The sequence below is a fragment of the Terasakiispira papahanaumokuakeensis genome, assembly GCF_001709345.1.
In the GTDB taxonomy this organism is placed as follows: domain Bacteria; phylum Pseudomonadota; class Gammaproteobacteria; order Pseudomonadales; family Halomonadaceae; genus Terasakiispira; species Terasakiispira papahanaumokuakeensis.
Genome location: NZ_MDTQ01000001.1, coordinates 3,299,307 through 3,320,768 on the forward strand (window position 1 = coordinate 3,299,307; position 21,462 = coordinate 3,320,768).

Below are 21,462 nucleotides of genomic sequence, written 5' to 3' on the forward strand. Positions count from 1 at the left end.
CCTCCCCCGACAACGAGGGCGCATTCTACACCCTTCTTCCACAAGCGCAACCCCTGTGAATAAAAAATGTCGGTTTATTTTAGACTCGATTCACAAAAGCCCCGCATGCGGGGCTTTTGAAATAGAGAGCGTCTTTAATAATAAGGGCGCTTTTGAACAAGGTTAACAGCAGAGCACTTCTTTAACGTCGCAGTAAGGCACGTAATGGGCCCGACACGCCATATCCTAAGAAGAACACTAATAGGATAGTCGCAGGATCAATCGACACAATGGCAAAAACTAAGACTAAGACCAGTAGCATAACAAAAGGCACGCGACCTTTAAGGTCCAGATCCTTAAAACTGTAATAACGAACGTTACTGACCATCAAGAGACCTGCTGCTGCGACAATAGCGCCAGCCAATACCTGGTATGCCCAGTGAGTCAGTTCATAGTCGTGTAACGTCCACACCATTCCTGCCACGATGGCCGCTGCCGACGGGCTAGGCAACCCGATAAACCACCGCTTATCGACGCTACCGATCTGGACATTAAAACGTGCCAACCGTAAAGCAGCACCGGCGACATAAATAAAGGCGGCGATCCAGCCAAATTTACCCAAGTCTTTGAGCAGCCAGCTGAACGAGACTAAAGCAGGCGCAACCCCAAAGGAGACCATATCAGCGAGACTGTCGTACTCGGCCCCAAACGCACTCTGCGTATTGGTCATCCGCGCAACACGACCATCTAGGCCGTCGAGTATCATTGAGACAAAAATCGCAATGGCTGCAACGTCGAAAGTACCGTTCATGGCGGAGACAATCGCATAAAAACCCGAGAACAGGGCGCCCGTTGTAAACAAGTTAGGCAATAAATAGATGCCACGGCGCTTCACACGCTGACCATCTTCGACGGTTTCTTCTACCACTTCATCCACCAAGTCAATATCAGATAAAGGCTCGAACCCTGATGGCTTTTTATCCTGCTCAGAAGATTTCTGGGCTCCAGAGACCTGTTCTTCATCACGTGAAGATTCTGGAAACTGTTCCTGACTCATGCACGACACCTTAGTGTAAGCAAATTGAAATCGGCATAACCGAATCCATCTATTGTACACCCAGAGTCTTCAGGACACCCAATCCAACCATCATCAGCACTTAAGCCTAACGCTATAGTGTCACTATAGCTGATGGACACAAAAGTAGGCGGAGATAAACGTTGCGATTAGTCATAATAAAAAGCGCGGCCCTTAGGCCGCGCGGTGTCCAACGTGACAGCTTTTGCTGCTCTTTTTGGCTAGCTGCGCACAAGGCGCTTTTCACCAGAAGGTGAAATCGGGTATCTGCGAATCAGTTCTTGTCTTTATCGACGAGCTTGTTCGCAGTGATCCAGGGCATCATACCGCGCAACTTCTCACCCACTTGCTCAATCGGGTGGTTCGCATTATTGCGGCGACGAGCGGTCATGGACGGATAGTTAGCATCGCCTTCGGCGATAAACATTTTGGCATATTCGCCATCTTGAATACGCTTCAGCGCGTTGCGCATGGCCTGACGCGATTCATCGTTAATCACTTCCGGCCCGGTCACGTACTCACCATACTCCGCATTATTAGAGATGGAGTAGTTCATGTTGGCGATGCCGCCTTCATACATCAGGTCGACGATCAGCTTCAGCTCGTGCAAGCACTCGAAATAGGCCATTTCAGGGGCGTAACCTGCCTCAACTAGGGTTTCGAAGCCCGCTTTAACCAGCTCAACAGTACCACCACACAGTACCGCCTGTTCGCCAAAGAGGTCTGTTTCAGTTTCGTCTTTAAAGGTGGTTTCAATAATCCCAGTACGCCCACCCCCAATAGCAGAGGCATAGGACAGCGCGAGATCTTTAGCAACACCTGAAGCATTCTGATAGATCGCGATCAAATCAGGAATACCGCCGCCACGAACAAACTCAGAGCGTACAGTATGACCCGGTGCTTTCGGGGCGATCATGATCACGTCCAGATCTTTACGCGGCTCAATCTGGTTATAGTGAATCGCAAAGCCGTGAGCAAAGGCTAACGTAGCGCCTTGCTTGATATTCGGCATGATTTCATTTTGATAAAGCGTTTTCTGGTACTCATCCGGCGTCAGCACCATAACAACATCAGCACTGGCCACGGCTTCTGCAATATTGGCAACTTTCAGACCGGCATTTTCAGCCTTGGCACGAGAAGAAGAGCCTTCACGCAGACCGACCGTGACATCAACACCTGAGTCTTTCAGGTTGCAGGCGTGAGCATGGCCTTGAGAACCATAGCCCAGCACAGAAACTTTCTTGCCCTGGATAATGGAAAGATCGCAATCCTTATCGTAAAAAACCTGCATGGGTGGCCTCCTGAAGCTCACTCAAAGTCAACGCCAAATCGGGCGCTGGATCATATTCGGTTTGCGCCGCCCTATGGCAGCGCACTGGAATCACCTTAGGCGATGACGCTCATTGCGTAAACTGATATATTTGCAACACAACATTTCATTTTTCGCAACACGCTGGTTAACTCATGGATACTCGCCATCTCAGACATTTCTTAAACTTAGCCGATACGCTTCATTTTGGGCGCGCCAGCGAAGCCAGCCATGTAAGCCCATCGACTTTAAGCCGGTTAATTCGACAGCTCGAAGATCAGTTAGGCGTCACCTTATTTGAGCGGGATAACCGGAGTGTTCGTCTGACGCGACAGGGGCAAGTTTTTCAGCAATACGCCAAGGAGGCATTAACGCGCTGGGAACACTGCCGTCATTTAATGATGGAAGAAAGTGAGCAGCTGTATGGCGAGTTGAGCCTCTACTCTTCTGTGACCGCCAGCTATAGCTTTCTCTATGCCTTGCTCAGCGAGCTTCGGCAGAAACATCCTGGAATCGGCATCAAACTGCACACAGGAGACCCGGCCCACGCCATTCGGCGAGTCATGAATGAAAATGACGACCTGACCATTGCCGCGCGCCCAGATGTGATTCCCGATGGGCTGGCATTCACTTCTCTGGGTCACTCGCCCCTAGTCTTTATTGCGCCTAATGAAATGCCCGATGGCCGAGCCGCGTTCAAGCCCCCAAGACGCCATGAAGACTGGGCTGACGTGCCTATGATTTTGTCTGAAACAGGCTTATCCCGCACGCGGACAGAAGATTGGTTCAGGCAGTGGGGCATCAAACCCACAGTGAAGGCACAAGCGGCCGGGAACGAGGCCATTGTGGCGATGGTGGGGCTCGGCATGGGCATCGGTGTTGTCCCTCGTATTGTCGTAGACAACAGCCCACTCGCTGACCGCGTACAAGTACTCAGCGTCCAACCCGAATTAACCGCTTACGATGTCGGGCTATGTGTATTACGCAAACGCTTGGATAACCCTTTAATCCGCGCCCTGTGGTCCTTGGTTGGCCAACATCGCCATAGCCAGCAAAGCACGGGGATTTAGAGCCTAAGGCGTTGCTGGCCGATGATCATGACACCAATCTGACACGAAAAAGCCGCTCCGAAGAGCGGCTCTAGGGACTCGCAAGTATTCACCCAAATCAAGTATTCTTGACTTAGTGCAGGCTCAACACCTTCTCCCCACGTGCAACCCCGGAGACCCCGGTGCGCACAACTTCGAGAATCGTGTTGTTGCCTAATGCCTGAATAAAGGCGTCCAACTTATCAGAGTCTCCGGTCAGCTGAATGGTATAAACGCTGGGCGTCACATCCACAATCTGGCCACGAAAGATGTCAGTGGTCCGCTTCACTTCATCACGTTGCGCACCGACCGCCTTCACTTTAATCAACATCAACTCACGCTCGATGTGATTACCTTCAGTGAGGTCAACCAGCTTGACCACATCAATGAGCTTATTCAGATGCTTGGTGATTTGCTCAATAATCCGATCATCGCCCACCGTGGTCACGGTCAATCGTGACAGTGTTGGGTCATCAGTTGGCGCCACATTGAGGCTTTCAATGTTGAAGTTACGCTGCGAGAAGAGCCCGACCACCCGCGACAGGGCGCCCGCCTCGTTTTCCATGAGGATCGAGATGATATGTCGCATGATCAGGTTCGCTCCGTCTTAGACAACAACATGTCACGCATAGCCCCCTGAGGCACCTGCATGGGATAAACGTGCTCGAAAGGATCGACATAAATGTCGAGGAAGACCACTCGATCCTTGATCGCAAACGCTTTATCCAGCGTTGGCTGCAAGTCTTCTGGCTTTTTCACTTCCATCGCCACATGCCCATAGGCTTCCAGCAGCTTTTTAAAATCAGGCAGAGACTTCATATAAGACTGTGCATGACGAGACTTATAGTTTAAATCCTGCCATTGGCGCACCATACCCAGAGACTGATTGTTCAAATTGACAATTTTGACCGGGATATCGTACTGCTGGCAGGTCGAAAGCTCCTGCAACATCATTTGAAAACTACCTTCCCCGGTGAACAGTACCACCTCATCCTCCGGGTAATTCAGCTTAACGCCCATGGCCGCTGGCAAACCAAACCCCATAGTGCCCAGCCCGCCGGATGTGATCCAACGATTGGGGCGGTCAAACTTATAGTACTGCGCCGCGAACATCTGGTGTTGGCCGACATCAGTCACGACATAAGCTTGGCCTTTTGTGATTTCCCAAACCGCTTCAACAACCTGCTGTGGCTTGAGTGTCGCCTCCACCTCTGCTGGCTCATACAGTTTGCCAACACGGCTGCCACGCCAATCATCAATCTGCTTCCACCAGTCATTCAGGGAATGATCAGGGTCTGCTTTATGCTGTTCCAGCAGGTGCAACATTTCGTCAATGACACTTTCTGCGGGTCCAACAATCGGAACATCAACACGCACCGTTTTACCAATCGATGACGGATCAATATCCACATGCACTATTTTCGCAGTGGGGCAGAACTTAGAGGTATTGTTGGTCGCACGGTCATCAAAGCGCGCTCCGATACAGACCACGAGGTCACTGCTGTGCATTGCCATATTGGCTTCGTAGCTGCCGTGCATCCCCAACCAGCCTAATGATTGGCGATCCGTCTGGGGATAAGCGCCAATCCCCATCAATGAGGTGGTGACGGGAAAGTCCAGCGCTTGAGCTAGCTGGGTAAACTTCTCAGCCGCTTTGCCCAGTACCAAGCCGCCGCCACCAAACAAAATCGGCCGCCGCGCTTTACGCATCAACTCCACAGCTTTGCGGATTTGCCCAGTATGGCCACGCATGACAGGCGAATATGAGCGTAGTTTGACCTTCTTCGGATAAACGTACTCGAATCGCTCGGTGGGCGAGGTCATATCTTTGGGAATATCCACGACAACCGGCCCAGGACGACCTGTCGAGGCAATATAAAAAGCCTTTTTCAGTACTTCAGGAATCTCGGAAGGATGCCGAACCGTAAAACTATGTTTTACGATCGGGCGTGTCACCCCGACAATATCAGTTTCTTGAAAGGCATCCTCGCCAATCAGATGACTCATCACCTGGCCACACAGCACCACCATCGGCACTGAGTCCATATACGCGGTCGCAATACCCGTTACAGCATTGGTCGCACCAGGCCCTGATGTCACCAGCACGACACCCGGCTTACCGGAGGCCCGGGCATAGCCGTCCGCCATATGGGTCGCGCCTTGCTCGTGGCGCACCAGCACATGTTTGACGGCGTCTTGACGGAAGAGCGCATCATAAATGTGCAGTGCTGCACCACCGGGATAACCATAAATGTACTCGACACCTTCGTCCGCCAAAAAGCGGGCGATCATGTCGGCACCGGAGAGTAATTCCACCTTGGTGAACCCCCTGAAAACATTCGAGTGCAAGTGGCTGCCACCGTTGGCAGTCACCTTCCTGTTGATGTGCCTAAACGCACATCCGGCCACGACGAACGTCGCGGCACCTGACAAGCCTTGCCTTGCCCTGGCAAACATGACCCTTGAATAGGATCGGCACTCTTCGCGCACCGGTAGGTACGTTATGGGGCGTAAGCCAGGCCAGAGGATAGGTCTTGGCCCGGAAGATCCTTGACTGGCGGGTAATTTTTCTTCTTACCCATCACACGAGTGCCGAGGGGTGGCCCCAGCCGTTTCGCGCCCGCTATCAGGATATTTAAAGCCTCCAATAATGCAGCGAGCATGTCAATACGAAATCCAATTGAAATCGCAGCTTGCAGGCATTTTTCACCTCATAAAAAAGCAGTGGCGACATCTTGTGCCAAGATGTCGCCACTTTTAAGCGTATCAGCCTTTTGTTATCGCATCAGACTAAGCGTCTTCAGACCATAGCGTGTTCGGCTCGCTCAAAAACGGGCTGCCCATTCTGTAGGCGCACCTGAATCGTATCACCTGGGCTAAAGCGGCCCGCCAGAATCGCTTGCGCCAACGGGTTTTCCAACAATTGCTGAATAGCCCGTTTGAGCGGACGAGCACCGAAGACTGGATCATATCCCTGCTCAACCAGTGCATCGTTGAACTCGCCAGACAAGGTGAGCGATAACTCGCGTTCTGCCAAACGTTGACACAGTCGGGCAAGCTGAATCTCAGCAATGCCACGAATCTGATCTTTTTGCAGCGGATGGAAGACAACCACCTCATCAATACGATTCAGCAGTTCAGGACGGAAGTGGGTGCCCACCACCTCCATCACCTGCGCCTTCATGGCCTCATAGCTCGATTCCGCTGTCAGCGTTTGGATCAGATCTGACCCTAAGTTGGACGTCATGACAATCACGGTATTACGAAAATCAACTGTGCGCCCCTGACCGTCAGTCAAACGGCCATCTTCTAACACCTGCAATAAGATGTTGAAAACATCTGGATGCGCTTTCTCCACCTCATCAAGCAGAATCACAGAATAGGGTTTGCGACGCACTGCCTCGGTCAGGTAGCCCCCTTCCTCATAACCCACATACCCCGGAGGCGCCCCGATCAAACGACTGACGGCATGTTTTTCCATGAATTCGGACATATCGATCCGCACCATGGCTTCTTCAGTATCGAAGAGAAACTTGGCCAGGGATTTACAAAGCTCAGTTTTACCGACCCCGGTCGGCCCCAAAAAGAGGAAAGACCCATTAGGACGGAAAGGATCGGATAAACCCGCTCGCGAACGGCGTACCGCATTCGCCACCGCAGTCACCGCTTCATCTTGGCCAATCACACGCTCATGGAGCGCTTCTTCCATACGTAACAACTTATCGCGCTCAGATTCCAGCATGCGATTCACTGGAATCCCCGTCCACCGTGAGACCACTTCAGCAATTTCTTCATCAGTGACACGGTTACGCAACAGGCGGTGTGAATGGGCAACGGGTTCATGCTGATCAGCCATTTGCAGGCTGCGCTCCAAGTCTGGAATAACGCCATACTGGATCTCAGACATCCGGCCCAAATCGCCTTTACGTTTTGCCGCCTCAAGCTCTATACGTGCTTGCTCCAGCTGTTGCTTAATTTGCTGGGCCCCTTGCAGATTCGATTTTTCACTTTTCCAGATCTCTTCCAGGTCGGCATACTGATGCTCATAGTCCGCGATCAGTTCATCCAAGCTATCGAGCCTTTTTTTCGAGCCGTCATCGGTTTCTTTTTTCAGGGCTTCACGTTCAATCTTTAACTGGATCATCCGACGTTCCAGCTTATCCATCTCTTCCGGCTTGGAGTCAATTTCCATGCGGATTCGGCTCGCCGCCTCATCCATTAGATCGATGGCTTTATCCGGCAACTGGCGGTCTGGAATATAACGACTGGATAAGTTCGCCGCCGCGATCACCGCACTATCAGTAATCTCCACACCATGGTGAACTTCGTAACGCTCTTTCAGCCCCCTCAAAATAGCGATCGTATCTTCTTCTGAAGGCTCATCCACGATGACTTTTTGGAAACGACGTTCAAGTGCCGCATCTTTCTCGATGTACTGGCGATACTCATCTAGCGTGGTGGCCCCGACACAGTGCAGTTCCCCCCGCGCCAGCGCAGGCTTGAGCATGTTCCCCGCATCCATAGAGCCTTCGCCTTTACCGGCGCCGACCATGGTATGCAGCTCATCGATAAAGAGGATCACCTGCCCTTCTTCTTTGGACAGATCGCTAAGCACCGCTTTGAGACGCTCCTCAAACTCACCCCGGAATTTAGCCCCAGCAATCAGAGAGCCCATATCCAGCGACAGCACTTTCTTATCTTTCAGGCCTTCGGGAACTTCACCATTTACAATCCGCTGCGCAAGCCCTTCAACAATGGCGGTTTTCCCGACGCCGGGCTCACCAATCAACACGGGGTTATTTTTGGTACGGCGCTGTAACACCTGGATGGTGCGGCGGATCTCATCATCACGCCCAATCACCGGATCAAGCTTGCCCGATAAAGCGCGCTCAGTCAGATCAATCGTATATTTACTTAGCGCCTGACGTTGATCTTCCGCATTAGGGTCATCAACTTTCTCCCCGCCGCGGACCTGTTCAATCGCTTTCTCCAATTTAGGCTGGGTCAAACCCGCCTGCTCAATGGCTTTGCTGGTGTCATCCTTTAATTCCAGGGCACACAACAACACCAGTTCGCTGGCAATATATTGATCACCCCGTTTTTGAGATTCACGGTCAGCCAGATTCAATAAACGGCCTAAAGCCTGTGACAACTGAACGTTGCCATCATATTGACCCGAAACCGTCGGTAACCGGTTCAGAACTTCATCCAAGCTTCCGCGTAGACGACCTGCATCACCGCCAGCCTGACGAATGAGGGGTTTAAGTGGACTATCCTCTTGTTCGAGCAACGCCAACAACAAGTGTGCGGGCGCTAATTCATTATGACTACGGCCAACCGCCATAGACTGGGCGTCGGCAAAGGCATTTTGCAATTTGCTGGTCAGACGGTCGATTCGCATGACACGGTCCTCATATTTCAATCCCGAAAATGCCCGGTCTCGGGCATCCAATTAATTCGATAAATGGGGGAGCTCATGACCGTCTTCAAGGGCTCAACGGAAAAAAATGACTAAAAAAATGATTTTAGTCACAAAGTATTTGACTAGACTCGAGACTGCCCATCAAGATGCGCTTGAACATGACACTTGACTCAGTGCTCAAGCCAAATCACGCTCGCCATTCGCCCGGTATTCGCCCCATCGCGCCTAAAAGAATAGAAGCGCGTCTCATCACTTGCCGTACAAAAGCCGCCTCCAAACACCTGCACGACGCCAATCGATTCCAAGCGCAGCTGAGCCAACCGATAAAGATCGATCATATAGTGCTTCAAGCGATAAGGACTCGGCACAATGGCACTTGCTGCAGCGGGATCATAGTGAACAAAAGCATCCCGCACTTCACATCCCACTTCATAGACCCGAGGGCCAATGGCAGGCCCCAACCAAGCAATCACTTCAGCCGGCTCACACTCCAGAGCCGCCACGGTGTTTTCCAGTACACCCGACGCGAGTCCGCGCCAACCGGCATGAGCAACGCCGACACGAGAGCCTTCTTGATCAGCGAAAAACACGGGTAAACAGTCTGCGGTCATGACCACACACGCATAAGCACTGTCAAAAGCGACGGCGGCATCAGCCTCCTGGCCAGGCTCAAAGGTGTGCGCTACCCGCGTACCATGCACCTGATTTAACCAGTTCAAAGGCCGCTCGTTGGTCTCCCCCATCAACCGCTGTCGACAAGCGTTCACATAGTTGGGGTCATCGCCGACATGATCTGCTGGATTAAAATGGGCGTACCCCCCCTGGCTGGGCCCTTGCTCCCGAGTCGTCACAAAGGCTTTCACATGAGGCGGTACAGGCCAGTGGGGACGAATCATATCCAGAAACTGTTCACTCATTGCGTATTGCCCCTTCGTAATGAAACAAGGATGCCAGCCCTTCACTGCGCTTTAGTTTGAGCCTTCCAATCAAGAGAAGGCAGCGGTATCTTCAGCCAGAATGCGCAGCAGTGTCTGCATATCTTCAGGGCTATCACGTCGCCAAGTCATCGTCTCGCCTGTCAGTGGATGCTGTAACGTGAGCTGACGTGCATGTAAAGCCTGGCGAGGAAAGACACGCACGATTTCTTTCAAAGCGTCACTTGAGCCGGGTGGAATGCGCATACGTCCAGCGTAAACAGGATCCCCCACTAGGGCGTGATGCAGGTGTGCCATATGGACTCGAATCTGATGGGTTCGGCCCGTTTCAAGTTTACAGCGAATATGCGAGTGACCACGAAAACGCTCCACCACGCGATAATGGGTCACGGCCGGTTTGCCACCGTGACTGACCACCGCCTGCCGCTTGCGATCCTTAGGATGACGTCCAATCGGTGCATCCACAGTGCCCCCGCTGATTAAAGCCCCCACAACCACCGCATCATACTCTCGCCCCATACTCCGATCTTGTAACTGAGTCACGAGTGAGTTCTGAGCCTCAAGTGAGCGCGCCACGACCATCAATCCGGAGGTGTCTTTGTCCAAACGATGCACAATTCCAGCACGGGGCACTTTATCCAACATCGGTTCATGATGAAGCAACGCATTCAATAAGGTACCATCCTGATGGCCAGCAGCCGGATGGACCACAAGCCCAGCCGGCTTGTTCAGCACAATGATTGCCTCATCTTCATAGACGATATCGAGGGCAATCGCTTGTGCTTGATGGTCAGTTTGAACCTCCAGTTCGACCTCCAGTACCAATTGATCTCCCAGTGCGACCTTGTCTTTCGGTTTCGCGGTGTGGCCATTGAGTGTCAGGCCGCCATCACGTACCCACTGCTGTAGTCGCGCTCGTGAAAAATCCGGGAACAGTTCGGCCGCAGCCTGATCTAATCGAAGACCAGTCAGCTTTTCTGTCACTTCGACACTTTGTTGAAGACGTTGAGGCATGTAGACTCTTGACTCGGTTATGGATCCTTAGGGATCGGTTGAATAGACCGACAATTTTAACACTGTCACTCAAATGCCGGATCATTGATATCCGGTTCAGATGGATTCCAGCATGACATCTCGATTGCTTGCTCGCACCTTAGGAGGTGCACTGCTTATCTTCAACGGCTTATGGCTGGCGGGTTGTGCCAGCGCGCCAGCTCCGGAAGACCAAAGCGAGGCCCAGCTCTATCAAGCGGCTGAAGAAGCGTTGGACGATGAGCGCTATCAAACCGCACTGCAAAACTTACAAGACTTGGAATCCCGCTTTCCTTTTGGGGACTATGCTGAACAGGTGCAGCTTGAGCTGATCTACGTGAACTACCAGAACGAGAATTACGAAGCCGCACGCGCTACAGCCAGCCGCTTCATTCGTTTACATCCGGATCACTCCAAATTGGACTATGCCTACTACGTGAAAGGCTTAGCGGCTTGGCGAGCAGGTCGCTATGCGCTAGAAAGTCTCGACTTAGTCGACTTATCCCAGCGTGACCCAGGCGCCACGAGGGAAGCCTATGATGATTTTCTGAAGCTCGTTCAACGCTTTCCCAATAGTGATTATGCCTCAGATGCCAGACAGCGCATGCGTTACTTGAAAAATCTGTTGGCTCGCCAGGAAGTCTATATCGGTCAGTTTTATTTACGCCGAGGCGCGCCGGAAGCCGCTATTGGCCGTGGCCGCACCGTCTTGCAAGGTTATCAGGATACCCCCGCCCTGCCGGACGCGATTGCGGTCATGGCAGAAGGCTATGAGCATTTAAAACTACAAGATCAAGCGGACAAAATGATCAAGTTGCTGCGACAGGTCGATCCGCAGCACCCGCAGCTTACCGCACAGGGTTTTCAAATGCGCTATCCGCCCAATCAACCGGATAAGACCTTCTGGCAGATCATCACATTTGACTTAATCGACTAGCCTGATCGGTTCACTTGTTGGGCTTACTTGAGAGTAAACCCGACAGCAAATCCGATAGTAAAGCTGATAGTAAAAAAGGCCCCAAGTGGGCCTTTTTTATATGCACCTATTCATGAATGATACGACCCATCCATGACACCGGCCATTAATGGCCCGGCTGCCAATGATTCACAATAGGATAGCGGCGGTCACGGCCAAACCCTCGCACACTGGCCCTGACGCCAGGCGCGGCCTGACGGCGCTTATACTCATTACGATCCACTAACCGAACAACTTGATAAACATCGTCCGCATGGAAACCGGATTGAATAATGGCTTCTGCTGACTGATCACCTTCGATATAGCGTTCCAAAATGGCATCGAGTACCGGATAAGCGGGCAATGAGTCTTCATCTTTCTGATCTGGCGCCAACTCGGCTGATGGCGGACGCGTGATCACACGTTCAGGAATAGCAGGACTGATCTGATTGCGATACCGGGCAAGCTCAAAGACCATCGTTTTATACACATCCTTCAGTGCATTAAAACCACCCACCATATCGCCATAGAGCGTGGCATAACCAACCGCGATCTCACTCTTATTGCCCGTGGTCTGGACCATCAATCCTTTTTTATTAGAAATCGCCATCAGCATAACACCACGACAGCGGGCCTGCAGATTCTCTTCCGTCGTGTCCCGATCAGTCCCCGCAAAGGTTTCACTCAACGTCGACATAAAGGCTTCCACCATCGGCGCAATCGGTAGCACTTCATAATCCACGCCTAGTAACTTGGCTTGAGCCTCAGCATCTTCCACACTCATAGAAGAGGTATAGTGATACGGCATCATAACGGCATGAACACGATCAGCCCCTAGCGCATCGACGGCAATGGCCAAAGATAATCCTGAATCAATACCGCCGGACAGCCCCATGACAACGCCTTTAAAGCCGCTCTTATTGACGTAATCACGCAGCCCCAACACCAGCGCTTGATAGAGGTAGGTCAAAGGTTCAGGAATCGGGGCTTGGGCCCCCGGCAGTAACACGACGCGACCTTCATAACGACTCAGATCAGCCGCCACCAACGCTTCCTTCAACACCGGGCCCTGAACCAGTACTTGGCCATCATCGGCAATCGCATAAGAGCCGCCATCAAAAACCAATTCATCCTGACCGCCGACACAATTGCAATACAGAATGGGTAGCCCAAGATGAGCAGCCCGATCGCGGGTGATCGCCCGTCGAACAGGCATTTTATTTTGATGGTAAGGAGAGGCATTCAATACCAATAGCGCTTCGGCACCGGCATTACGGGCCTGCTCTGCCGGACCGTTGACCCACACATCTTCACACACCAAAATACCCAAGCGCATGCCGTGCAAATCAAGGACTAACGGATGCTGCCCCGCTTCGAAATAGCGCTTTTCATCAAAAACCTGATAGTTTGGCAACACCTGCTTATAATATTCTGCAATCCATTGCCCATTGGACAGGATTCCGGCTGCATTATATAAATACCCCTCACGCCAAGCAGGGTAGCCCACAATCAGCGTCATATCGGGAACAGCACTCGCGAGCTGCGCACAGGCCTGATCAACTCGCTCATGAAGAGAGGGGCGCAGCAACAGATCTTCAGGAGGGTACCCGGTAATGGCCAGCTCAGGGAACATGACAATGTCTGCACCAAACCGTTGCCTCGCATCCTTGGCGGCTTCAATAATGCGGTGTGTATTTCCCTCGATATCGCCTACAACGAGGTCAAGCTGAGCCATGGTGATCTGAACGGTCATGACGGTGTCTCTTGGTAATGAGCAACAAGTAATCTGTAGTCTAATGCGCGCATAGCCGCATTAATAACGAACCTGTATTTTCAATGCCTGCTAAAATGTGCTTATTCTGGGCAATCATGGGGCAAATGGCAAAGGCTATGTCAGCAGACACAAAGGAGAAACAATGGGCTTTTTGATTATCCGCCTCATCATTTTTATTCTGGTCTTCTGGGCGGGCTATCGCATCTGGAAGATGGTTCAGCAGGCGAAGCAGCCAGCGAGTCCTCCTGCTCGACAAGAAAAAACGAACCAAGCAGGCGCTCCGATGGTGAAATGTGACTATTGCGGCCTTCACTTACCGGCCAATGAAAGCCTAACACACGGCGCTCATCTACATTTCTGCTGTCCGGAACATCGCCAACACTTTCTGGATGGCGGTCCACTTAATGATAAGCCCCAGCGCCAAGCGCCTCGCAAAGATGATCCCGATCATCATTAAGCGCCACATCACCACGAAATAACAAATCACTGCAAAACCCAAAATCACCCTGCCTGAGACGGGCCCAATGCATTGGGCTCAATCAGTGATGACTGCCACCAGTTTCAGCAAGCGCGCGCTGACGCACTGCAGGCTGATAAGGCGCCGGATCAATCTGTGTCGCCTGTCCCAAAAGCTGATCGCTCAACAACTGGGTTGCCGCAGGGGCCAATACGAGCCCATTCCGGAAATGCCCAGCGTTAATATAGAGATTCTCATATCCCGGCACAGCCCCGATCCAAGGCACACCGTCCACTGATCCAGGACGAAGTCCTGCCCAATGATGCGCCACGGGACAATCCCGCAGTTTAGGCATCAGCCGATAAGCACTTTCTTTTAACGAATCTAGCGCATCTTCACTAGTACGATCATCAAACCCCGTATATTCAAGCGTCGAGCCTGCCAAGATATGGCCATCGCTACGTGGAATTAAGTAGCGGCCATCCATGAGCACCACCCTGCCTAGCAAGCCAGGCTCAGCCTTAAAGGCAATCATTTGGCCACGCACAGGCTTAATACCACTAGCCACACCTAAATCATTCAGTAGCTCACCCGCCCAGGCGCCATTGCATAGCACTGTACGTCTAGCCGCGAACATCATCTGTCGTCCACGCACGCCCAACACTTCGCGTGAATTTTCATCCACTTCAAGCCCTGTCACTTCACTCTCTTCCAACAGCCTCACATTGCTTCGAGCGATAAGGGAAGCACGCAAAGCTTGGCACAAGCGCGGATTACGCACGCTAGCGAGGTCTGGCATCCACAATGCACGATCATGACCAGGCGCTACTTCAGGCTCTTTGTCATACAAAAAGGCCCCATCAACGACTTCAAGCGGGCGCTGCGTCTGTTCAGCCCAAGCCAAAGCATCTGCTTCATCGGCCACGCGTAAGTACAAGAGGCCTTTAGACCGTAACTCCGGATCAATTCCGGTTTCGTCCAATAAGGCTTGCGTCAGAGGTTGATAACTGGACTGAGACTGAGCGGCCAACGCAGTCACTTCTTCAGAGTAGCGCCAGGGGTACAAAGGCGAGACAATCCCACCCCCGGCCCAGGAGGCCTTCTGACCACAGTGACCCCGCTCCAACAGAGTGACATCGGCACCCGCATCGGCCAGTTGACGTGCCATCATCATGCCAATGACACCGCCACCTACAATCAGAAAATCGTTCATGATGACGCCCCTCCAGAGCGGTGACGACGAGCTATAAAGACTCTGTCGGAATACGCAATGCCTTCGGCATAGTGAACGTAATATTCTCTTCTCTTCCCGGCAATTCAGCCGGAGGCTTGCCGCCCCAAGCCACCAACTGATCAATCACCTGGCGCACTAACACCTCAGGTGCCGAAGCCCCTGCGGTAATCCCCACCGAAGCGACTTCTTTAACCCACTCAGGATTCAGGTCACTGGCGGTATCAATCAGATAAGCGGGGGTGGCCATTCGCTCAGCCAGCTCACGCAAACGATTCGAGTTCGAACTATTAGGGCTCCCTACCACCAGGACGACATCAGCACAATCAGCCAACTCACGCACGGCATCTTGTCGGTTTTGGGTGGCATAACAGATATCGTTTTTACGCGGCCCCTGAATACCAGGAAAACGGTGGCGTAATGCATCAATAACTTTGGCCGTATCATCCATGGATAGCGTCGTTTGCGTCACATACGCCAAGCGAGCAGGATCCTTAACCTCAAGCTGAGCGACATCAGCCTCACTTTCCACCAGGTAGATATCCCCGCCAGCAGAACGATCATAACGGCCCATAGTGCCTTCAACTTCCGGATGCCCATGGTGGCCGATCAGAATGCACTCCTCACCTTTTTGGCTGTAGCGCAAAACTTCCATATGCACCTTGGTGACCAGCGGACAAGTGGCATCAAACACTCTTAACCCACGACGCTCGGCTTCCAGCTGCACCGCCTGAGAGACCCCATGAGCAGAAAAAATGACGATAACATTATCGGGGACTTCATCAAGTTCATCGACAAAGACCGCCCCGCGCTCACGCAGTGATTCCACAACGAAGCGGTTATGCACGACTTCATGACGTACATAGATCGGAGCGCCAAAGACATCAAGCGCTCGGTTCACAATCTCAATAGCGCGATCCACCCCGGCACAAAAACCGCGAGGATTGGCTAACTGAATGCTGAATGACATGTTGTCTCCCATCACTGAACAGTGATCGGTTTCACCTCAAGAATATCCACCTCAAAGACCAGGGTACGCCCAGCAAGAGGATGGTTGAAATCGATATCGACCTGATCGCCTTCAATCCCTTTCACAACACCAGGCAATTCTCCACCCGCTTTATCCGCAAACGACAGCACCATCCCCGGCACCAACTCATCAACTTCAGCAAAAGCGGAACGCTTCATCCGTTGTACGTTATTCGGATTCGGCTGGCCAAACGCCTGCTCCGGCGCTACATGGAAGGTTTCATGTTGGCCAGCTTTCAGACCCAATAAATGCTGTTCGAAGCCTTCAGGCAGATTGCCATCACCAATGGTCAGCGTGGCGGGCTGCTGATTAAAAGTACTGTCGACTTCAGCGCCATCTTCCAAACGCAGGGCAAAATGCAGTGTTACCTGCATGCCCGCTTCGATCGTCAATGTTGTCTCGCTCATCATAGCGCCTCACTTATGGCCTGACTTACGGGTTGGTGATGTTGATTGTGATGATGTCGGCGAAGATTTGGCCTCAGCCGTTTTATGTCGAACATTCTGTCCCCCAAACATCAAATCCCAACCAATCAATATTGCCCCTAAGGTAATCGCTGAATCGGCCAGATTAAACGCGGGGAAGTAACGATACTGCCAATGGAAGGCCAGAAAATCGACGACATAACCCAACATGAGTCGGTCATGTAAGTTGCCAATCGCCCCGCCCAGAATCAGCGTTAACCCTAAGGCCAAGATCGTCTCATGACGTTTAAGGCGGCCTAACCAGATCAAAATACCCACTACCGCAACAACCCCAATCAAGGCAAACAGCCAGCGCTGCCAGCCATCATGGTCTGCCAAGAAACTGAATGCAGCCCCGGTATTATGCAGCAACGTTAATTGAAACACCGGTAGAACATCCCAGCGCTCACCATACTGGAAAACACTCGATACCCAGGCCTTAGACGCTAGATCAAACACCACCACCAGCACCGCTAACCATAGCCAGCGCCACTGGGGATGCCGTTGCAGGAGACCGGCCGCAGCCGGTTCTCGCTCGCTCATAACCACCTCGAATCAGGCATAACGGCGAATTTCGCCGGCCCCATCGGGCAAGTTGGACACACAACGACCACACAGATCCGGATGTTCCACATGCTGCCCGACATCTTCACGATGATGCCAGCAGCGCTCACACTTAGGTGCCTGGCTGGCTGCAACCACCACCTTCATGCCGTCGAGTTCAGTCTCACGCGCATCTGCAGGGGCTTCGTTGAGAGGCCTCAGAGTGGCGCCCGAAGTCAATAACACAAAGCGCAGCTCATCATCCAGTCGGGCCAAATCAGCCTTCAGCACATCATCGACATAGAGCGTCACTTCTGCCGACAAAGACGCTTTGATGAGCTTTTCATTACGCGCATCTTCAAGGCATTTATTCACAGCCGCTTTCGCCGCCAGCAGCCGAGGCCAGAACTCACGATTCAGAGCCGCATCATCAGCCAGCGGGAAGAGGCCGTTATACCACTGGCCAAGGAAAATACTGGGTGACCGTTGGCCCGGCAAATGCTCATTAATCTCTTCAGCGGTGAAGGATAGAATCGGAGCAATCCAATGGACCAGCGCTTCAGCCACATGATAGAGCGCAGTCTGACAGGAGCGACGAGCCTGAGAGTTGGTCTGAGTGGTGTATTGGCGGTCTTTGATGATGTCCAGATAAAAACCACCCAACTCACTGACGCAGAAATGATGCACCTGCTGGTAAACATCAAGGAAACGATATTGATCGTAGGCGCTGACCACTTTCTGCTGTAACTGCAAAGCGGCATCCACAATCCAACGATCCAACGGCAGCATCGCTTCAGGTGCCAGAGCATCCTGTGCCGGATCGAAACCATTCAAATTCGACAATAAAAAGCGTGAGGTATTACGGATGCGTCGATAAACATCAGCCGTACGTTGCAGAATCTGCTGTGAGACTGCCATTTCCCCAGAGAAATCGGTCGAGGCGACCCACAGGCGCAAAATATCAGCCCCTAACTTATCGGTCACTTCCTGAGGCACAATGGTATTGCCCAAGGATTTGGACATCTTGAAGCCTTTCTCATCGACCGTAAAACCATGGGTCAATAGGCTTCGATAAGGCGCATGGCCATCAATAGCACAGCCAGTCAACAAGGATGAGTGGAACCAACCCCGGTGTTGATCAGAGCCTTCCAGGTACAAGTCAGCGCGGGGACCATTGTCATGCCCCATCGGATGAGAGCCACGCATCACATGCCAATGCGTGGTGCCGGAATCAAACCACACATCCAGCGTATCCGTCACTTTGTCGTAATCCTTGGCTTCGTCCCCGAGCAGATCTTCGGCGCTGAGCTTGAACCAGACATCAATACCTGATTGCTCAACGTTCTGTGCCACCTGCTCCAGCAACCCCAGCGTATTCGGGTGCAGTTCGCCAGTGGCTTTATGCAGGAAGAAGGGAATCGGTACGCCCCAGTTACGTTGACGCGAGATACACCAGTCCGGACGATTCTCGATCATGCCGCGCAAACGGGCTTTACCCCAGTCAGGATAAAACTGTGTTTGCTCGATCGCATCCAAGGCACGCTGACGTAACGTCAGGCCTTCGCCATCCGGGATATCCATCCCCACAAACCACTGCGCAGTGGCGCGATAGATCACCGGCGTTTTATGGCGCCAGCAATGCATATAACTGTGAGAAATATTTTCACTGACCAACAGCTGACCGGCTTCGCTCAAAGCCTCAATGATTTTGGGATTGGCTTTCCAAATCATTAGCCCGCCGAATAGCGGCAAATCGTCAGCATAGACGCCATTAGACTGAACCGGGTTGCGGATATCATCAAACGCCATGCCATAGTGACGGCAAGTGACAAAGTCATCCTCACCATAAGCGGGTGCCGAATGGACAATGCCTGTCCCCGCACCTAACTCAACATAGTCCGCCAAATAAACGGGTGACACGCGGTCATAGCCCGGGTCGACATCCGCCAAAGGATGACGGAAGGCTAAATGCTCCAAAGCCGCCCCTTGCGCCGTCGCTAAGAGATGACCTTCACGGCCATAACGTTGCAAACAGCTTTCAACCAGCTCTTCGGCCAAAATCAAGACACGATCATCGGTCTCAACTAGCGCATACGTAAACTCAGGATGGACATTCAGTGCTTGGTTGGCCGGGATAGTCCAAGCCGTTGTCGTCCAGATCACGATCTGAATGGGCTTATCCAATGCCGCGAGACCAAAAGCGGCCGCCACTTTATCCGGATCAGCCGCTGTAAATGCGACATCGAGTGTCGCCGACTGTTTATCCTTATACTCGACCTCAGCTTCGGCCAGCGCAGAACCACAATCAAAACACCAGTTAACAGGCTTCAACCCTTTAAACACATAGCCGGCTTCAACCATCTTGCCCAATGCCCGAATTTCGTTGGCTTCATTGGCAAAATTCATGGTTAAGTAAGGGTTATCCCAGTCAGCCAGCACGCCCAAGCGAACGAACTCGCCCTTCTGGCCTTCGACTTGCTCTTGGGCATACTCACGGCATAAGCCACGCGCTTTATCCGCATCTAGAGATTTGCCGTGCAGCGTTTCAATTTTATGCTCGATCGGTAAACCATGGCAGTCCCACCCGGGGACATAAGGCGCATCGTAGCCCGACAGCGTTTTAGACTTCACGATGATGTCTTTGAGGATTTTATTCAACGCATGGCCCAGATGCAGATTGCCATTGGCATAGGGAGGGCCATCGTGAAGAATAAAGCGCTCACGCCCTTTTCCAGCCTGTCTCAGCTGGCCATAAAGATCCATTTGCGCCCATTGTTTAAGACGTTCTGGCTCGCGTTTAGGCAAGTTCCCCCGCATGGGGAAATCCGTCTCGGGAAGATTCAGCGTATGCTTATAGTCAGTCATGAGCCTGGTTCACTGTCCTGAATTCACTAATCGAACTTTGTTAATCAAACCTTGTTTATCAAACTTTGTTAATCAAAGACGAGGCTAATTAAAAACGGGATTAATCAAAACGCGGTTAATCAAAAACGGTATTGACTCAAAGCGCTCTCTCAGCGGCGACAAGGCGCACTGGCCAGAAGCGCATCCAAGGCGACATCATCAGGCCAAGCCTGCCCAGGTGACCAGCCCGTACCGGCCTGATCCTGAAACATCGATCGTGCCTGCTGGATATCCAGCGCAATCTGCGCTTTTAAGGCATCAATACTGTCAAATTTATGCTCTTCACGCAGCCGAGCGAGAAACGTCACCGGTAAACGTGTCGCATAGAGGTCGCCAGAAAAATTCAACAAATGGACTTCTAGCGCAGGAGCCACACCATCCACAGTGGGCCTGACCCCAATATTCGCCACACCGGGCCAGCGTCGACCGTCAGGGAGTGTCACCATGACCGAAAAGACGCCATTCAAAGCCGGACGGTGGACTTTCAATAGCAGGTTAGCAGTGGGAGCACCAATCGTACGCCCCAATTTTCGGCCATGTACCACTCGGCTGGCAATGGTATAAGGCCGCCCTAACAACCGCGCGGCATCGCGCAAATTGCCACTGGCCAACGTCGTTCGCACTCGCGTGCTAGAAATGCGCTCACCATCCAAACAGTAGGTATGCGTATTCTCCACTTCAAAGCCATCGTCTTGCCCCATCTGCTTGAGCAATCGGAAATCACCTCGTCGGTCGCAGCCAAACCGAAAATCATCACCCACAACCAAATGACATACACCAAGCCCATTCATCAGGACTTGTCTCACGAACGCTTCCCCCGTCAATTCACGTAAAACAGGATTGAATTGCAAGCATACAACCCGGTCTGCGCCATACTCTCTCAATGCCACAACTTTCTCACGAAACCGGTTCAAACGCGGGGGTGCCTGGTTACCAGCAAAAAACTCACGGGGCTGCGGCTCAAAAACAATCACCGTAGCAGGCAGACCATGGACGTCTGCCACTGACTTGACCTGACGCAAAATGGCCTGATGACCAAGATGCACGCCATCAAAATTGCCAATGGTCGCAACACAGCCACGATGCTGCGGACGCAGATTATGAATGCCTCGAATCAGTTGCATGTGCCCAAAACCAAAAGATGCCAGGGACAATAAGGCCTAATAGCCAATTGAGTGGACAAATGATTATATAGAAGTCAAGCCGGTGGGGATACCTGCCAAGGTATGGCTCGGTTTTGAACCTATAACAATAGGGCCAAGCA

General features: G+C 52.1%; 17 protein-coding genes. 3 read left to right on the top strand and 14 right to left on the bottom strand.

The genetic code is table 11. From position 1 onward, the window contains the following. Positions 1-181: 181 nt before the first annotated feature. Positions 182-1,036, bottom strand: coding sequence for a CDP-diacylglycerol--serine O-phosphatidyltransferase (pssA, locus tag BFW38_RS14330; protein ID WP_068999513.1), 855 nt, complete (start codon positions 1,034-1,036; stop codon positions 182-184). A gap of 292 nt (positions 1,037-1,328) precedes the next feature. Beyond that, positions 1,329-2,345 (bottom strand): ketol-acid reductoisomerase, encoded by a 1,017-nt coding sequence (ilvC, locus tag BFW38_RS14335; RefSeq protein WP_068999514.1) that lies wholly within the window; start codon positions 2,343-2,345, stop codon positions 1,329-1,331. A gap of 173 nt (positions 2,346-2,518) precedes the next feature. On the opposite strand from ilvC, the gene ilvY reads away from it, so the two are divergent. Further along, positions 2,519-3,433, top strand: coding sequence for an HTH-type transcriptional activator IlvY (gene ilvY / locus BFW38_RS14340; protein WP_068999515.1), 915 nt, complete (start codon positions 2,519-2,521; stop codon positions 3,431-3,433). Positions 3,434-3,545: 112 nt separating this feature from the next. Here the strand turns inward: ilvY and ilvN are convergent, their stop codons facing one another. The 5 genes from ilvN to rluD all read right to left on the bottom strand — a co-directional run bounded on the left by ilvN (position 3,546) and on the right by rluD (position 10,822). Next, positions 3,546-4,040, bottom strand: a complete 495-nt coding sequence (ilvN, locus tag BFW38_RS14345; RefSeq protein WP_068999516.1) for an acetolactate synthase small subunit — start codon at positions 4,038-4,040, stop codon at positions 3,546-3,548. A 2-nt stretch (positions 4,041-4,042) separates the two neighbouring features. Further along, complete coding sequence (locus tag BFW38_RS14350; protein ID WP_068999517.1) at positions 4,043-5,767, bottom strand: acetolactate synthase 3 large subunit; 1,725 nt, start codon at positions 5,765-5,767, stop codon at positions 4,043-4,045. 484 nt (positions 5,768-6,251) lie between these two features. After that, the gene (clpB, locus tag BFW38_RS14355) at positions 6,252-8,852 is read right to left on the bottom strand and encodes an ATP-dependent chaperone ClpB (protein WP_068999518.1); all 2,601 of its coding nucleotides are present in this window, start codon (positions 8,850-8,852) and stop codon (positions 6,252-6,254) included. Positions 8,853-9,043: 191 nt separating this feature from the next. Further along, positions 9,044-9,790 carry a peptidoglycan editing factor PgeF gene (pgeF, locus tag BFW38_RS14360; RefSeq protein ID WP_068999519.1) on the bottom strand — a complete coding sequence of 249 codons (747 nt, stop codon included), beginning with the start codon at positions 9,788-9,790 and terminating at the stop codon, positions 9,044-9,046. A 69-nt stretch (positions 9,791-9,859) separates the two neighbouring features. Next, a complete protein-coding gene (gene rluD, locus BFW38_RS14365; RefSeq protein WP_068999520.1) occupies positions 9,860-10,822 on the bottom strand; it encodes a 23S rRNA pseudouridine(1911/1915/1917) synthase RluD in 963 nt (320 codons plus the stop codon). 112 nt (positions 10,823-10,934) lie between these two features. Here rluD and BFW38_RS14370 point away from each other — a divergent pair, with 112 nt between their 5' ends. After that, positions 10,935-11,777, top strand: a complete 843-nt coding sequence (locus tag BFW38_RS14370; RefSeq protein ID WP_084004677.1) for an outer membrane protein assembly factor BamD — start codon at positions 10,935-10,937, stop codon at positions 11,775-11,777. Between the two features lie 145 nt (positions 11,778-11,922). Here the strand turns inward: BFW38_RS14370 and BFW38_RS14375 are convergent, their stop codons facing one another. Further along, entirely contained in the window at positions 11,923-13,548 is a 1,626-nt protein-coding gene (locus BFW38_RS14375; protein ID WP_068999521.1) for an NAD+ synthase, read from the bottom strand. A gap of 163 nt (positions 13,549-13,711) precedes the next feature. Between BFW38_RS14375 and BFW38_RS14380 the strand changes: the two genes are divergently transcribed. After that, positions 13,712-14,026 (top strand): PP0621 family protein, encoded by a 315-nt coding sequence (locus BFW38_RS14380; RefSeq protein ID WP_068999522.1) that lies wholly within the window; start codon positions 13,712-13,714, stop codon positions 14,024-14,026. Between the two features lie 82 nt (positions 14,027-14,108). Here the strand turns inward: BFW38_RS14380 and thiO are convergent, their stop codons facing one another. The 6 genes from thiO to ribF form a co-directional block, all read right to left on the bottom strand. Next, positions 14,109-15,239 (bottom strand): glycine oxidase ThiO, encoded by a 1,131-nt coding sequence (gene thiO / locus BFW38_RS14385; protein WP_068999523.1) that lies wholly within the window; start codon positions 15,237-15,239, stop codon positions 14,109-14,111. 31 nt (positions 15,240-15,270) lie between these two features. Further along, positions 15,271-16,227: a 4-hydroxy-3-methylbut-2-enyl diphosphate reductase gene (gene ispH / locus BFW38_RS14390; RefSeq protein ID WP_068999524.1), complete on the bottom strand. Its 957-nt coding sequence runs from the start codon at positions 16,225-16,227 to the stop codon at positions 15,271-15,273. A gap of 11 nt (positions 16,228-16,238) precedes the next feature. After that, positions 16,239-16,697, bottom strand: a complete 459-nt coding sequence (gene fkpB / locus BFW38_RS14395) for an FKBP-type peptidyl-prolyl cis-trans isomerase (protein ID WP_425427919.1) — start codon at positions 16,695-16,697, stop codon at positions 16,239-16,241. Between the two features lie 6 nt (positions 16,698-16,703). Continuing rightward, on the bottom strand, positions 16,704-17,294 hold the full coding sequence (lspA, locus tag BFW38_RS14400; protein ID WP_084004679.1) for a signal peptidase II: 591 nt from the start codon (positions 17,292-17,294) through the stop codon (positions 16,704-16,706). Positions 17,295-17,306: 12 nt separating this feature from the next. Further along, positions 17,307-20,159, bottom strand: coding sequence for an isoleucine--tRNA ligase (gene ileS, locus BFW38_RS14405; protein ID WP_068999525.1), 2,853 nt, complete (start codon positions 20,157-20,159; stop codon positions 17,307-17,309). Positions 20,160-20,308: 149 nt separating this feature from the next. After that, positions 20,309-21,322 carry a bifunctional riboflavin kinase/FAD synthetase gene (ribF, locus tag BFW38_RS14410; RefSeq protein WP_068999526.1) on the bottom strand — a complete coding sequence of 338 codons (1,014 nt, stop codon included), beginning with the start codon at positions 21,320-21,322 and terminating at the stop codon, positions 20,309-20,311. Positions 21,323-21,462 lie beyond the last annotated feature (140 nt).

What these genes read in the sequence shown, in the direction of transcription:
- pssA (WP_068999513.1), bottom strand. Translation starts at nt 1,036, where the DNA reads ATGAGTCAGGAACAGTTTCCAGAATCTTCACGTGATGAAGAACAGGTC.
- ilvC (WP_068999514.1), bottom strand. Translation starts at nt 2,345, where the DNA reads ATGCAGGTTTTTTACGATAAGGATTGCGATCTTTCCATTATCCAGGGC.
- ilvY (WP_068999515.1), top strand. Translation starts at nt 2,519, where the DNA reads ATGGATACTCGCCATCTCAGACATTTCTTAAACTTAGCCGATACGCTT.
- ilvN (WP_068999516.1), bottom strand. Translation starts at nt 4,040, where the DNA reads ATGCGACATATCATCTCGATCCTCATGGAAAACGAGGCGGGCGCCCTG.
- clpB (WP_068999518.1), bottom strand. Translation starts at nt 8,852, where the DNA reads ATGCGAATCGACCGTCTGACCAGCAAATTGCAAAATGCCTTTGCCGAC.
- pgeF (WP_068999519.1), bottom strand. Translation starts at nt 9,790, where the DNA reads ATGAGTGAACAGTTTCTGGATATGATTCGTCCCCACTGGCCTGTACCG.
- rluD (WP_068999520.1), bottom strand. Translation starts at nt 10,822, where the DNA reads ATGCCTCAACGTCTTCAACAAAGTGTCGAAGTGACAGAAAAGCTGACT.
- BFW38_RS14370 (WP_084004677.1), top strand. Translation starts at nt 10,935, where the DNA reads ATGACATCTCGATTGCTTGCTCGCACCTTAGGAGGTGCACTGCTTATC.
- BFW38_RS14375 (WP_068999521.1), bottom strand. Translation starts at nt 13,548, where the DNA reads ATGACCGTTCAGATCACCATGGCTCAGCTTGACCTCGTTGTAGGCGAT.
- BFW38_RS14380 (WP_068999522.1), top strand. Translation starts at nt 13,712, where the DNA reads ATGGGCTTTTTGATTATCCGCCTCATCATTTTTATTCTGGTCTTCTGG.
- thiO (WP_068999523.1), bottom strand. Translation starts at nt 15,239, where the DNA reads ATGAACGATTTTCTGATTGTAGGTGGCGGTGTCATTGGCATGATGATG.
- ispH (WP_068999524.1), bottom strand. Translation starts at nt 16,227, where the DNA reads ATGTCATTCAGCATTCAGTTAGCCAATCCTCGCGGTTTTTGTGCCGGG.
- fkpB (WP_425427919.1), bottom strand. Translation starts at nt 16,697, where the DNA reads ATGATGAGCGAGACAACATTGACGATCGAAGCGGGCATGCAGGTAACA.
- lspA (WP_084004679.1), bottom strand. Translation starts at nt 17,294, where the DNA reads ATGAGCGAGCGAGAACCGGCTGCGGCCGGTCTCCTGCAACGGCATCCC.
- ileS (WP_068999525.1), bottom strand. Translation starts at nt 20,159, where the DNA reads ATGACTGACTATAAGCATACGCTGAATCTTCCCGAGACGGATTTCCCC.
- ribF (WP_068999526.1), bottom strand. Translation starts at nt 21,322, where the DNA reads ATGCAACTGATTCGAGGCATTCATAATCTGCGTCCGCAGCATCGTGGC.